This window comes from Chryseobacterium sp. RR2-3-20 (assembly GCF_017808115.1).
Lineage (GTDB): Bacteria > Bacteroidota > Bacteroidia > Flavobacteriales > Weeksellaceae > Chryseobacterium > Chryseobacterium oryzae.
In genome coordinates, this window is record NZ_JADQBD010000037.1 from 17,696 (window position 1) to 30,450 (window position 12,755).

At 32.2% G+C, this 12,755-nt stretch carries 15 protein-coding genes; 7 read left to right on the forward strand and 8 right to left on the reverse strand.

The features are described from left to right. Positions 1–8: 8 nt before the first annotated feature. From IV513_RS09675 to IV513_RS09685, 4 genes are all read left to right on the forward strand, one after another. On the forward strand, positions 9–1,304 hold the full coding sequence (locus IV513_RS09675; protein WP_245168915.1) for a GLPGLI family protein: 1,296 nt from the start codon (positions 9–11) through the stop codon (positions 1,302–1,304). 20 nt (positions 1,305–1,324) lie between these two features. Beyond that, entirely contained in the window at positions 1,325–1,672 is a 348-nt protein-coding gene (locus IV513_RS15840; RefSeq protein WP_317196414.1) for a peptide-N-glycosidase F-related protein, read from the forward strand. A gap of 343 nt (positions 1,673–2,015) precedes the next feature. Further along, the gene (asnB, locus tag IV513_RS09680) at positions 2,016–3,683 is read left to right on the forward strand and encodes an asparagine synthase B (RefSeq protein ID WP_209390372.1); all 1,668 of its coding nucleotides are present in this window, start codon (positions 2,016–2,018) and stop codon (positions 3,681–3,683) included. A gap of 142 nt (positions 3,684–3,825) precedes the next feature. Further along, a complete protein-coding gene (locus IV513_RS09685) occupies positions 3,826–4,644 on the forward strand; it encodes a hypothetical protein (RefSeq protein WP_209390373.1) in 819 nt (272 codons plus the stop codon). Positions 4,645–4,723: 79 nt separating this feature from the next. On the opposite strand, the gene IV513_RS09690 is transcribed toward IV513_RS09685, so the two are convergent. Next, a complete protein-coding gene (locus IV513_RS09690; RefSeq protein ID WP_209390374.1) occupies positions 4,724–5,791 on the reverse strand; it encodes a lysylphosphatidylglycerol synthase transmembrane domain-containing protein in 1,068 nt (355 codons plus the stop codon). Between the two features lie 4 nt (positions 5,792–5,795). Continuing rightward, positions 5,796–6,146: an aspartate 1-decarboxylase gene (gene panD, locus IV513_RS09695; protein ID WP_209390375.1), complete on the reverse strand. Its 351-nt coding sequence runs from the start codon at positions 6,144–6,146 to the stop codon at positions 5,796–5,798. Positions 6,147–6,545: 399 nt separating this feature from the next. Here panD and IV513_RS09700 point away from each other — a divergent pair, with 399 nt between their 5' ends. Continuing rightward, a complete protein-coding gene (locus IV513_RS09700; protein WP_209390376.1) occupies positions 6,546–6,857 on the forward strand; it encodes an HU family DNA-binding protein in 312 nt (103 codons plus the stop codon). 52 nt (positions 6,858–6,909) lie between these two features. Here the strand turns inward: IV513_RS09700 and pdxH are convergent, their stop codons facing one another. Continuing rightward, on the reverse strand, positions 6,910–7,551 hold the full coding sequence (gene pdxH, locus IV513_RS09705; protein ID WP_209390377.1) for a pyridoxamine 5'-phosphate oxidase: 642 nt from the start codon (positions 7,549–7,551) through the stop codon (positions 6,910–6,912). A gap of 24 nt (positions 7,552–7,575) precedes the next feature. Here pdxH and IV513_RS09710 point away from each other — a divergent pair, with 24 nt between their 5' ends. Further along, on the forward strand, positions 7,576–8,124 hold the full coding sequence (locus IV513_RS09710; RefSeq protein ID WP_209390378.1) for a YqgE/AlgH family protein: 549 nt from the start codon (positions 7,576–7,578) through the stop codon (positions 8,122–8,124). 105 nt (positions 8,125–8,229) lie between these two features. Continuing rightward, the gene (locus tag IV513_RS09715; protein ID WP_209390379.1) at positions 8,230–8,808 is read left to right on the forward strand and encodes an N-acetylmuramoyl-L-alanine amidase; all 579 of its coding nucleotides are present in this window, start codon (positions 8,230–8,232) and stop codon (positions 8,806–8,808) included. A gap of 83 nt (positions 8,809–8,891) precedes the next feature. On the opposite strand, the gene IV513_RS09720 is transcribed toward IV513_RS09715, so the two are convergent. The 5 genes from IV513_RS09720 to IV513_RS09740 all read right to left on the reverse strand — a co-directional run bounded on the left by IV513_RS09720 (position 8,892) and on the right by IV513_RS09740 (position 12,673). Then, the gene (locus tag IV513_RS09720; RefSeq protein ID WP_245168916.1) at positions 8,892–9,704 is read right to left on the reverse strand and encodes an aminotransferase class IV; all 813 of its coding nucleotides are present in this window, start codon (positions 9,702–9,704) and stop codon (positions 8,892–8,894) included. A gap of 74 nt (positions 9,705–9,778) precedes the next feature. Next, positions 9,779–10,165, reverse strand: coding sequence for an START-like domain-containing protein (locus IV513_RS09725; protein WP_089745767.1), 387 nt, complete (start codon positions 10,163–10,165; stop codon positions 9,779–9,781). Between the two features lie 205 nt (positions 10,166–10,370). Further along, positions 10,371–11,546 carry an aspartate aminotransferase family protein gene (locus IV513_RS09730; protein ID WP_209390380.1) on the reverse strand — a complete coding sequence of 392 codons (1,176 nt, stop codon included), beginning with the start codon at positions 11,544–11,546 and terminating at the stop codon, positions 10,371–10,373. Positions 11,547–11,717: 171 nt separating this feature from the next. Further along, complete coding sequence (locus IV513_RS09735) at positions 11,718–12,167, reverse strand: hypothetical protein (protein ID WP_209390381.1); 450 nt, start codon at positions 12,165–12,167, stop codon at positions 11,718–11,720. Beyond that, positions 12,164–12,673 carry a hypothetical protein gene (locus IV513_RS09740; protein WP_209390382.1) on the reverse strand — a complete coding sequence of 170 codons (510 nt, stop codon included), beginning with the start codon at positions 12,671–12,673 and terminating at the stop codon, positions 12,164–12,166. The genes IV513_RS09735 and IV513_RS09740 overlap by 4 nt, the downstream gene beginning before the upstream one ends. Positions 12,674–12,755 lie beyond the last annotated feature (82 nt).

The window sequence follows — 12,755 nt, forward strand, 5'->3', positions numbered from 1 at the left end:
TTTATAATATGTTAAAATCTTTTATTTTCAGTATTTGTATTTTTATTTCTGTTCTGAATTATTCCCAGACCTTCGAAATAAGATATGAAAGTTCATACAACGGGAAAGTTCAGCCCAATCAGGATCCGCTTATGGTGTATGCCAATGAAAAAGAAAACTTTATTTTAAATTCAAAAATTAAAGAGCAGAAAAGCGACTACCCTTTTGAAATAAGTAAAATTGAAAAACCCTCTAACACCATTTTTTCTTATGCTTTTTTGAAGCCGGATGAAATTATTTCCACATCGGATGCAGAGTCTGTTGATAAGCAAACATTCGAAATTACCAATCAGACTAAAAAAATCCTAGGTTACAACTGCAAAAAAGCCATAACAAAAATAAATTCTAATACCATAGAAGTTTGGTTTACCAACGATTTGAAAATAAGTGGCGGTCCCTCAAGTCTTGGACAAAAGCTTGGTTTGGTTCTTCAGATTGAAAGAAACGGAAATTCTGCAACTACCGCTATTTCATTAAAAAAGATTAAAAACTCAGGAATTGAAAAAATCCTCAGCAAAGAACCCGTAAAAACAGATTTGCTAAGCTATCGTGATTTGTTATGGAAAAGCAGATTTACTACTTTATCTGTTTTTGAAAATGAAATTATTAATTTCTCGGATGAATCTAAATCTGATGAGAAAATAAAAAGATTCGCCAACGGAACTGTTATTCTGAAAAAAATTAAATTCCCAAAAATAGAAGCCGGAGACAATATTTTTGTAGAACTGAAGCAACAGTCTAATGGCGACGCTTACGACAGAACAGGAACTGTTTTTTTTATTCCTCAGGAAAAATCGCAATCTTTTTTTAACGGACTGGAAAACGGAATAAAAACCCTTCCTTTATATGAAAACGGAAATGGAAAACAGTATTACGGTGTAGTTTCCACCAATAATTATCTACCAACAGTAGAATTAATGCGGTTTTTTACTTCGTTCGGAATAAATAAATTCAATCATATTCAGCTGAAAGACAAAATTTGGCAAACCGTAAGTCCGTTTCGTCAGGATATCACAGAATTAAAGCCTTCACTTTCCGAAAAAGAGCTTTGGATAGGAACTTTTATCGGAAATTACGATAAAGGCGGACATAAAGTTAGCCTAGATATAACCATTCACCACAGCGATCAGCTAATTCACCGAAACAATAAAGCAATACCGCTTTTCAACACCACAAATATTATGGAAATGGCAGGACAAGATTATGCGACAATGTTCGATAATGATAAAGGCATTTTCGTTGAATTTAATTTGGAAAAGATTTAAAAAATACTCAGCTTAGATACATTACCACCGGTCATGGAGGTTGGGAAAACGGCGACGAATTCATCCCAAAAATTAATTCGATTTATTTGGATGGCAAACTTTCTTTTTCTTTCACGCCATGGAGGACAGATTGTGGTTCGTACAGGCTTTACAATCCCGCTTCGGGAAATTTTCCCGACGGACTATCATCATCAGATCTAAGTCGTTCTAACTGGTGCCCTGGAACAATTACCAATCCGGAATTTATTTCTCTGGGCAACTTAAAAGCCGGGAAACACACTATTCAGGTTAAAATCCCTCAGGGAAAACCAGAAGGAACAAGTTTCAGTGCATGGAATGTTTCGGGAGTTCTTTTAGGAAGCGAGTAAAAACAAAACCTCCTTGCAATATTATTACAAGGAGGTAAAAACACAAATGATGAAAAAAAATTATTTCGAGTAGCAAAGTAAGTGAAAAAAAAATTGTCAGTCAATCCCACACTTTATTTTTTCTAAAATTTTATACTTTTTTTAAGAAAAAATTAGATTTTCCTTCACTAACATCAATTTGACAAAGTGTTCGTGAAAAAAATTAATGAAAAACCGTTCGAATTATATTTTTCATTAATTAAATAAACAATAAACCTATATTTAATTAAAATTTTAAAGTTTTTGAAAGTTTTCATTTTAAATTATAAATCATATTAATAGTTTTGCTTTCAAATAATAATATATGTGTGGAATTGTTTGTTTATTTGATGCAAAGCAGTCAACAGAAATACTAAGACCTCAGATTCTTGAGATGTCTAAAAAAATCCGTCATCGCGGCCCGGATTGGAGTGGAGTTTTTCAAAACGATAAAGTTGTTTTTTCTCACGAAAGATTGGCAATCGTAGATCCCACTTCCGGTAAACAACCTCTTTTTTCTAAAGATGGTAAAAAAGTTTTGGCGGTAAATGGTGAAATTTACAACCACAGAGAACTCAAAAAAGAATTTCCTGATTACGAATTTCAAACACAGTCGGATTGTGAAGTTATCTTGGCACTTTACGAAAAATATGGTAAAAATTTCGTGGAAAAACTGAACGGGATTTTTGCTTTTTCCCTTTATGATATTGAAAAAAACGAATATCTCATCGCAAGAGACCACATGGGAATTTGCCCGCTTTATCACGGTTGGGACAGAGATGGAAATTATTATATCGCCTCCGAACTGAAAGCTTTGGAAGGAATCTGCAAAAAAATAGAAACTTTTCTACCCGGACATCTGGTTTACAGTCCGGAAGGACCTCAATTTCAACAATGGTATAAAAGAGATTGGGAAAATTTTGATGCCGTAAAAGAAAACAAAACCGACATCAATGCTATAAGAAAAGGCTTAGAAGATGCTGTACACAGACAATTAATGAGCGATGTTCCTTATGGAGTTTTACTTTCCGGAGGATTAGATTCTTCAATTATATCGGCAGTTACTGCAAAATTTGCGAGACAAAGAATAGAAAGCGGTGATACGCAGGAAGCTTGGTATCCGAGATTACACAGTTTTGCAGTTGGTTTGGTAGGTTCACCAGATTTAGCGGCGGCAAAAAAAGCAGCCGAACATATTGGATCTGTACACCATGAAGTTAATTTTACGGTACAGGAAGGTTTGGATGCTATTCGCGATGTAATTTATCATTTGGAAACTTACGATGTTACCACGATTCGTGCTTCTACTCCGATGTATCTTTTAGCAAGAGTCATCAAATCTATGGGAATTAAAATGGTGCTTTCTGGCGAAGGTTCTGACGAATTATTTGGAGGATATCTTTATTTCCACAAAGCTCCGAATGCAAAAGAGTTTCATGACGAAACTGTGAGAAAACTGGGAAAATTGCATCTTTACGATTGTTTAAGAGCTAATAAAGCCTTAATGAGTTGGGGGATTGAAGGAAGAGTACCGTTTTTGGATAAAGAATTTATGGATATTGCCATGAACGTAAATCCAGAAGACAAAATGATTAAAAAAGAGGAAGGCAAAATTGAAAAATGGGTATTAAGAAAAGCTTTTGAAGACCTTTTGCCCGAATCTATTGCATGGAGACAGAAAGAACAGTTTTCAGATGGCGTCGGCTACTCCTGGATTGATACTCTAAAAGATATTGCAGAAAAATATGTAACGGATGAAATGATGGCAAATGCGAAATTCAGATTTCCTTTAAACACCCCTCAAAACAAAGAAGAATACCGTTACAGAACTATTTTCGAAGAACACTTCCCAAGTGAAACCGCTGCTGCAACAGTTCCATCGGTTCCTTCTGTAGCGTGCTCCACACCCATTGCATTAGAATGGGACGAAGCCTTTAAGAAAATGAACGACCCAAGCGGAAGAGCTGTAAAAGTACACGAAACTTCATATTAAAAAACATTTTTTTATTAATCCTGTAGTTTTACAGGATTTTTTATTGAATAAAATCAATAATTTTCTGATATTTTAACTAACAATTAAACTTATTATCTAATAAATAATTATATTTGAAAAATAAAAATCTTTATTCGTAAAAATGAAAAGAAACATTACTATTATATTTGCTCTACTATCGGTAAGCTTCGCTTTCGGACAAGGTAAATACGGAAAATATCTTAATTCAAAAAAACTTGCCCTTACTTATAAAAATGTAAAACCTGCTGAGAAAGACGATTATTACCAGCAATATTATTGGCTTGTAAAAGCAGAACAACTAAAAACTTTTCCACATCTTGCAGATGTAAAACCTGTGGTTTTGTATGAATTTGTGAAAAAAGTTAACCCTCAAAATCCTACCAAAAAATTAGACGAAAGAGGTAAAGAACTTAGAAGAACTGCAGAATTATCCTTAGATCAGTATTTCAAAAATAAAAATTTCCAGAATAACGAAATTCTTCTTTACAACCTTGAAACTTACGTAGATCCTTCGCAAGGAGAATATTTCACTAAGGTAGATGCCGAGAGAATAAAACAACTTGTTCCTAAAGAATTTTTCGGTTTCGCTTCCTTGAATAAAAAAACAGGAGAAGAAACCAACTATTACCTTTGGGTAGACAAGAAAAAAGATAAGTATAAGATTGTTGATATCATTCCGAATGAAAAAGATAATAAGCAATTCTATGCTTCATTGAAACAATATCTTCCTAAGTATAAATTTCAGAAAAAATTTATGCCAACAGTGAAGAAAGGTTCAAAATCTGATAAAACAGATAAAGATTTCTTTTACATTATGCCTTTCGAGGAAAACAAAGACAACATCGAATACAAAACCGATGACTTCGAAAACTTTACTTTAAGTCAAGTAAAAAGAGAAGGTGAAGCTTGGATTGGTGTTGAAAAACCAAAAAATAAGTAAATAAAATACTTTTAAAGAAATTAAAATCCCGTAAAGTTGATTCTTTACGGGATTTTTTTATTATTAATTTTCAGTTTATTTATTGGTTAATTTTAGCACGCTCTTTTGCCAACATCGGAATTGAAATAAGCCCCATTACAAGCATCACAACAATTTGTAGCGGAAGCGAAATAAAAGAATAAATTAATCCCATTTCACCACCTAGTTCGGCACTTTTTCCCATAGAAAGAAATAACGCCATAAAACCAAATTTCATAGCAAGATTAAAAGCTCCAATCCCTCCACTTGCAGGAATAATCATCCCAAGAGTTCCCACAACGATAATAAAAAAGCCATCCGCAATACTAAAATCGGAAGTTTCGGGTAACGAAAAACAAACAAGATATGCTGCAAAATAATAAGACACCCAAATCCCTATTGTATATAGAATAAACTTACCTTTTTCTTTTAATTTGAAAATAGACATTAAACCTTGAAGAATTCCTTTCCCAATCTTAATTAAAGCTTCCTTTTTATATTTGTAAAAAATGAAAATACATATTAAAAAAATCAGTAACAATGCGATTTGCAAATAGAAATAAAAATTATCGAAATTCACAATTCCAATATTCATTAATTGCCGTTCGAAATAGTTTGGCTCAAAAACATCTTTCTCATTCTTATTTTCCACTACAAAATCATAAAAAGATAATATCGCGTCGAATTTAAAAATAAGCGTAAGTCCCAAAAACACAACCATACAAGCCAAATCTACCACTCTTTCAAGGATAATCGTCCCAAAAGACTTATCAACAGGAACTTTTTCTACACCATATAATGCTGTTGCTCTTGCCAGTTCTCCACTTCTGGGAATGGTTAAATTCATCAAATAACCAAAAGACAAAGACCATAACGAATTAGAATTAGATATCTTATGCCCCATCGGTTCCAACAATAAATTCCAACGAATAGCACGAAACCAATATGCCAAAATGGCAAATACCGCAGCAAAAGCTACCCAAATATAATTCGCTTTTGCAAGAGATTTTTTAATCACTTTAAAATCCAGTCCTTTTAAAGCAAGCCATAAAAAAAAGCCTGCAAAAGCAAGCGAAATAATGACTGTTATAAAAGATTTTACTGTCTTGTTAGATTGTTTACGCTCCATTGTATCAGGTCAGAAGGTTAGTTTTTTCGTCTGGAAACACTATTTTTGGCTGAAAATCTTTTGCCTCTTCAGGAGTCATCTGTGCATAAGCAATAATAATGATAACATCATCTCGCTGTACTTTTCTTGCAGCGGGACCATTAAGACAGACTTCACCCGATTTTCTTTTCCCTTTAATAACATACGTATCGAAACGCTCACCGTTATTAACATTTACAATATAAACTCTTTCACCTACAACTAAACCTGCAGCCTCAATAAGCTCTTCGTCTATAGTAATACTCCCAATATAATTAAGGTCTGAAGCCGTAACCCTAACCCTGTGAATTTTAGATTTGAAAACTTCGATTAACATGATGCAAATTTAACCAATAATATTGAAGAAATACATATTAAAATTAAAAATACACACTTTCTAAAAACCATTATTAAATCATTAAAAATCAACATATTTAAAATTATATTACCAAGTATATAAGCTTAACCGTATATCAATAAAAACTTCATATAAAATTAAGGATTTAATAATTCAAAAAATAAGAATCCATAAAATGCTAAAATCTCTATAAATAGGCAGTTGGCATGATTTTAGTTTTTCAAAAGCTTGATTTTTCGCTTATCATTGAATTATCAATTTTTAACCAATTTTATTCAAACGTGAAAAAAAAAATAAATTTTTCATTATTTATTTGCACAATTTTAAAATTGTTTTAAATTTGCTTTTATAACTAACTAACTTTTAATATTAAAAATTATGAACAAGTCTGAATTAATCGACGCAATGGCTAAAGATGCCGGTATTACCAAAGTAGCTGCAAAAGCTGCATTAGAATCATTCATTACGAATGTAACCAATACTTTAAAAACTAAAGAAGGTAAAGTTTCCTTAGTTGGTTTTGGTACTTTCTCTGTATCTGAAAGAGCTGCAAGACAAGGTATTAACCCGGCTACAAAAAAGCCAATTAATATCGAAGCTAAAACAGTTGCTAAGTTCAAGGCAGGTGCAGATTTATCTACTGCTGTTGCAACTGCAAACGCTCCGGTTGCAGGAAAAAAGAAGAAATAATCTCACGATTATAAAAAAACAAACCTCATCGTAAAACGGTGAGGTTTTCTTTTTATGGTGCTAAACGAGCTATTTCCCAATCTAAATCTTTTAAGGAGTAAATAATTCTGTCATGAAGCCGGTTTGGTCTTCCCTGCCAAAATTCTATCTCATAAGGTTTAGCAATATATCCGCCCCAGTTTGCCGGTCTGGGAACTTCAGAATTTTCAAAATCTTTCTCCAAAACCAGCAATTTATCTTCCAAAAAATTTCTATCAGGAATTTCCTGACTTTGTGGCGAAACTACCGCTCCCAACTGACTGCCTTTAGGTCTGGAATGAAAATAACCGTCGCTTAAATTTTCTGCAATTCTTTCAATCTCTGCTTTAATAATAACTTGTCTTTCCAAAGAAGGCCAGAAAAAATGAAGACAAGCTTTGTGCGTTCTTTCTATCGCTCTTCCCTTTTTACTTTGATAATTGGTGTAAAATATAAAACCTTCGTAAGTATATTGTTTCAGCAAAACCATTCTTGTACGGGGACACCCATCTTCTTCTACGGTAGATACAGACATCGCATTTGCTTCAGAAATAAGAGGATTTTCTGATGCATCTATATACCAGTCCCGAAATTGCTCAATAGGATTTGCTTTAATCTCACTTTCAATTAATTGAGATTTTTGGTAGATTTTTCTTTTATCGTGAAGGTTTTCCATAAATAATTTTTATTAAATTTGAGTATGAATTACTCTTACAAAGGTAAAATATTAATTTCCACACCTGATATTTCGGGAGATATTTTTTCCCGGTCTGTAGTGTTGGTTATTGAACATTCTGAAAACGGGGCATTTGGATTAATCTTAAATAAGAAAAACCCAACCATGAGTGATCGTTTCAAAAGCTTTTTCGATTTCCCCGTTGAAGTATATGATGGAGGTCCGGTAGAAAACGAGAAAGTTTTCTTTATCATTAAAGGAAAAAAAATTACGGAACAGTTTACCGATATTACCCCCGAATTTTATCTTACCGAAGATATTGAAAGCGTAATTAATGCTGTTTTGCAAAACGAAATAAACATTCAGGATGTTAAAATATTTTCGGGATATTCCGGCTGGTCTTCTTCTCAGTTAGATCAGGAAATCCAGAGAAAAGTTTGGACGGTTGTAGATGTTTACAATTTAGATTACACGCTTCCAAACGATCAAACGTTATGGAAGTCTATTATGCAAAATCTTGGAGGTGAGTTTCTTTTGTGGGCAAATGCCCCGGAAGATATTTCGCTTAACTAATATTATTTCACACTACAACGACATATATTTAACAAATTTTTAGCTTTCTTTATTAAATTTTTAAGATACTTTTCACGTTCTTTGATAAACCAAAAACTTTAGTATATGAAAGCTTTACAATTACTTATTTTATCATTTCTGGCAGCTATAATACTTTCTTTTTCTCCAACAAGTAAAAAATACATCGTTATAGATGCAGGACACGGAGGTAACGATTTGGGAGCTACCCGCAATGGCATACACGAAAAAGATATTGTTCTGAATATCGCTAAGCAAATTAAAAAATCTGTTGAGAGAAACGATAATTATGAAGTTATCCTGACTCGTGACGACGATTCTTACCCTAGTCTTTCCGAAAGAACAGAAAAAATTAATAAGCTTAATCCCGAAATGGTTATTTCTCTACACGTAAATCAAACACCTAAAGAAACAGAGAAAACTGGTTTTGAAATTTATGTTCAGAAAAATGAGCAATCTAAAAATTTGGCTGAAAAACTTAAGCATAAGTTGGGAGAATGCCCTGTTAAAGAACAAAATCTCCATTTATTGAGAGAATCTAAAGTTCCTGCAATATTGTTAGAGCTAGGATTTATGAGCAATACAAAAGACAGAGCGTATATGTCTAGCGAAGAGGGACAGAAAGAAATTGCCGAAAAAATATCCGATTTTATCAGAGGAAATTAAAATCTTACAATACAATTTTCTGATTTTTCATCAGAATAAAACCCGGTAAAGGACAATAAGTTGTTTACCGGGTTTGTCAATTTTTACTGAAAACTGTTTTTCCAAGTTTCTACAAGATCAGAAAAACGACTGCTTTCAAATGTTTTATTTCTAATTTTTTTAACCGAAAAAATTCCCTCTTCATCAGAAATCAATAAAATTTCTTCTGCTTTTTGAGATTCAAAAGCAATAATTTCGTGTTCCTGAACATCTGCCAAATTGTTTTTATGAAGATAGGTAACGAAATTTTCCATCAACGGAGAAATATATGCTCCTTCAGATTGCTTAGGTATCTTGATAACATCTCCTTCCAAAAAAAGAAGATTTCCCTTCACAGAACGTGCAATTCTTTTATTTGGATTTAAAAGAATAACATCATCCAAATCATTTTCCTGAGCATAAATTTCCGCATAAATATTTTCCGGACAATGAACTCTTATATTGCTTAGAAGATTGTGATTTACATTAATTTCTTTAATTAAATCCAGCTCCAGCGGCCTTGAACTGATAGAAAGAACATCTGTAATTTCTGTAACCTCAAAATAATAAGAAACTGAAGATTTCGACCATGTAATTCCGTCTGAATTCCTGTAAACCATCAAATTGATGATCCCATTCTCTACACCGTTTTCAAGAATTACTTTTGAAGTAAATAGATTCTGAAAAAACTCAAGAGTATAAGTAAGAGGAATATTGAGCCTCATTTTTCTCATGGATGCCATAAGGAAAAAATAACTTTCTTCATCCATAATCAGTTTAGAATTTCTGATGAAGAAGGAAACCTTTACCGCATCCCCGGAAAGAAAAGCGCGATTAAAAACTTCAGGCTTTTCTGATGTGAAATATAAATTTTTCAAAATATAAATATTTATAAAAAAATAATGAACGATAAATCGTCCATCAGTTTTATCATTCTATGCGTGCTGCAATTTTAAGCAGCACCCAGTTTTATTCTAAGATTTTCTATAAGATTTTCCCAATACAAAGCGTTTTCTTCTTCATCTCCTTCTTCACAGAAGTCTGTAATATTCAAAGCTAAATCTTCTGTAATATCATCAATAGTAATGGTCATTTCAAAAAAATGCTTAGTTCCCTCATCTTCTTCCCATCTGAATCGAACGAAACTTTCAGGCTTGTATCTGATTAATGTTGCCTTCTCAGCAGGACCGCCATTCCAGCTGAAAAAGAAATCATCTCCTTTTTCTACTACTTCATCCGCAAACCATTCTGACAAACCTTCTGCACTTGCAAGATATTCATACAAAATCTCTGACAAACAGTGCATTGGAAATTCATAATGGACTTTGTGTTTCGCCATATATCTTTATTTTTAACGTCACGCAATATATAAATTAATTTTTTTATTACGCAAAAAAGTAAATAGATTTTTATGCTTTATGAATGATATTTATCAGAAAAATTTATTTATTTATTTTCAGTCAGTTTTTTGTTGTTAATTTTAACATATTTCATGAAAAAACCTCTTCGTTCGAGAGGCTTTTTTATAGGGTTTAAGAAAAATTTTAATTCTCATTCAAAACATCAAGAATAATTTTACATCCTTCTTCTATTTCACTTTTAGAAAGCGTTAACGGTGGTGAAATTCTAAGATATTCGTTTCTGTATAATTGCCAGAATACAATTAAGCCTTTTTCCATACATTTTTTTGCAACGTTTAGGGTAAAATCCGGTGTTCCGAGATTCACAGCAAGCATCAAACCTTTTCCGTTAATATTTTTAATTTTCGGATGTACTAAAAGTTTTCTGAAAAGCTCTTCTTTCTCGGCAACCTCATCCATCAATCCACTTTCTAAAACTTCTTTTAAAGTAGCATGAGATGCAGCTGCAATTAAAGGATTACCACCGAAAGTAGTGATGTGTCCCAATTTTGGTGAATGAGAAAGACTTTCCATAATTTTTCTGGAACTCATAAAAGCTCCTATAGGAACTCCGCCTCCCATTCCTTTTCCCATTACCAAAATATCCGGAACGATCCCAAAATGCTCGAAAGAAAATAATTTCCCTGTTCTTCCGAAGCCTGGCTGAATTTCATCTAAAATTAAAAGTGCGCCAACTTCTTCACATCTTTTTTTCAATTTAAATAAATAATCATCATTCGGAACTAAAAATCCCGCTGCTCCCTGAATGGTTTCAAGAATGACACAGGCGGTTTTTTCGGTAATCTTGTCGAAATCGTTTTCATTATTTAATTCAATGAAAGAAACCATCGGTAACAAAGGACGAAATTCTCTTTTATGATATTCGTTGCCCGAAACACTTAATGCTCCGTGCGTATTTCCGTGATAAGAATTTTTAAATGAAACAATCTCTTCTCTTCCTGTATATCTTTTCGCTAATTTTAAACTTCCGTCGATGGCTTCTGCTCCGCTATTCACCAAATAGGTAATTTCTAAAGGATCTGGCGTAGATTCTGCCAATAATCTGCAAAGTTCTACCGGTTTTTCCTGAGCGTATTCTCCGTAAACCATTACATGAAGATATTTATCCGCCTGTTCTTTGATTGCATTAACTATCTTTGGATGAGAATGCCCCAAAGTATTGGCAGAAACTCCAGCTACAAAATCAAGGTATTTTCTGCCGTCTTTCCCAAAAATATAGCTTCCTTCTGCTTTTTCTACTTCAAAACCTGCTGCAAACTGCGTGGTTTGCGCCTGATATTTAAAAAAATCCTGTTGCATTTCTATGGATAAAAAATTTAGGCAAAGCTAAAGAAGATAAGTTAGATGATGAAATTTTTGTTTATAGAAAGATTCATGTTCTTTTTCTGCGAGAAAGTTTCAATTTTGTATTTTTAGCTAATATAAAGGAGTAAAAAATGCTTACTATTATAAACCTTTAAACTACTTAAATTAAAAAGAATCTAGTAGCTTAACTGTAACCTTCTTTATATTTTTTTTGTTATCAATTATATAAATATTGTTATACTCATTTAGAATACTAATTATATTCTTTAAATTTGTTCTAACTAAATCCTGATAATTTATTAGGTTACCATTTACAATAACTTCCTCTTGCTTATTATTGTTTTTTTTATTGTAAACAATTTCAAGAGTGTTTGGGTTATAACTTTTAATAATTATATTTTTGATTAGTTTTTTATTTTCGTCAACTGAAAAACTAATATTATCATTACATTCTTGTTCTGTAATTCTATATATCTCCAAACTTTCATTACTGTCATAACTGCTGGAATAAGGAGACAAGGGTACTTCTAAAAATATATTTTCTTTATTATATTGGGAAGATAATTTAGAGAAAAAAGTTAATAAAATAACAATTATGACTTTAGGTATTTTCATTGACATGTATTTTTAAGGGGTTTAATTTTATTTTTTATATCATGTATATATAATTTCTTTTGTATCTGATTAGAATAACTATTTATATAATTACTATACTCTATTGTATTTTCTAAGGCGCTCCAAGATACCGCTTTCGCAACTTCTGATTTCCAATTTATACCAAAAATAGATTCAGCTTCATTTTTGAAACTTTGACTTTCAGCATTCCAATCATGAAAATTTAACAAATAATTTTCAAGTTGAGATCTATATGGCTCTACACCAAAAATACTTGAATTAAATATATCATGTGACCATTGAGGGGTAAGATTACCGTTTTGATTCATTGCACAAAATAATGCTACAAATCTTTCTTTCTCATCTAATAAGTTAAGATTTATGTTATTATAATTTACACTTGGTGAACAACTTATTGTTAATATTGGGTTACCATCATTGTCAAAATTAATAATATTTAAAGAATATAGATGATTAAACTGTAATCTGCCCCAATTTAGGCACATTCAAAAATAGAGTTTTTTGTTAATATTGTTTTGTTGTTGTTGTAAAAATTTTGTTGGAATGTGGGAAAATCTGCTGGATTGC

Coding starts and splice junctions, on each gene's coding strand:
- IV513_RS09675 (WP_245168915.1), top strand. CDS start 9: ATGTTAAAATCTTTTATTTTCAGTATTTGTATTTTTATTTCTGTTCTG.
- asnB (WP_209390372.1), top strand. CDS start 2,016: ATGTGTGGAATTGTTTGTTTATTTGATGCAAAGCAGTCAACAGAAATA.
- IV513_RS09685 (WP_209390373.1), top strand. CDS start 3,826: ATGAAAAGAAACATTACTATTATATTTGCTCTACTATCGGTAAGCTTC.
- IV513_RS09690 (WP_209390374.1), bottom strand. CDS start 5,791: ATGGAGCGTAAACAATCTAACAAGACAGTAAAATCTTTTATAACAGTC.
- panD (WP_209390375.1), bottom strand. CDS start 6,146: ATGTTAATCGAAGTTTTCAAATCTAAAATTCACAGGGTTAGGGTTACG.
- IV513_RS09700 (WP_209390376.1), top strand. CDS start 6,546: ATGAACAAGTCTGAATTAATCGACGCAATGGCTAAAGATGCCGGTATT.
- pdxH (WP_209390377.1), bottom strand. CDS start 7,551: ATGGAAAACCTTCACGATAAAAGAAAAATCTACCAAAAATCTCAATTA.
- IV513_RS09710 (WP_209390378.1), top strand. CDS start 7,576: ATGAATTACTCTTACAAAGGTAAAATATTAATTTCCACACCTGATATT.
- IV513_RS09715 (WP_209390379.1), top strand. CDS start 8,230: ATGAAAGCTTTACAATTACTTATTTTATCATTTCTGGCAGCTATAATA.
- IV513_RS09725 (WP_089745767.1), bottom strand. CDS start 10,165: ATGGCGAAACACAAAGTCCATTATGAATTTCCAATGCACTGTTTGTCA.
- IV513_RS09730 (WP_209390380.1), bottom strand. CDS start 11,546: ATGCAACAGGATTTTTTTAAATATCAGGCGCAAACCACGCAGTTTGCA.
- IV513_RS09735 (WP_209390381.1), bottom strand. CDS start 12,167: ATGAAAATACCTAAAGTCATAATTGTTATTTTATTAACTTTTTTCTCT.
- IV513_RS09740 (WP_209390382.1), bottom strand. CDS start 12,673: ATGTGCCTAAATTGGGGCAGATTACAGTTTAATCATCTATATTCTTTA.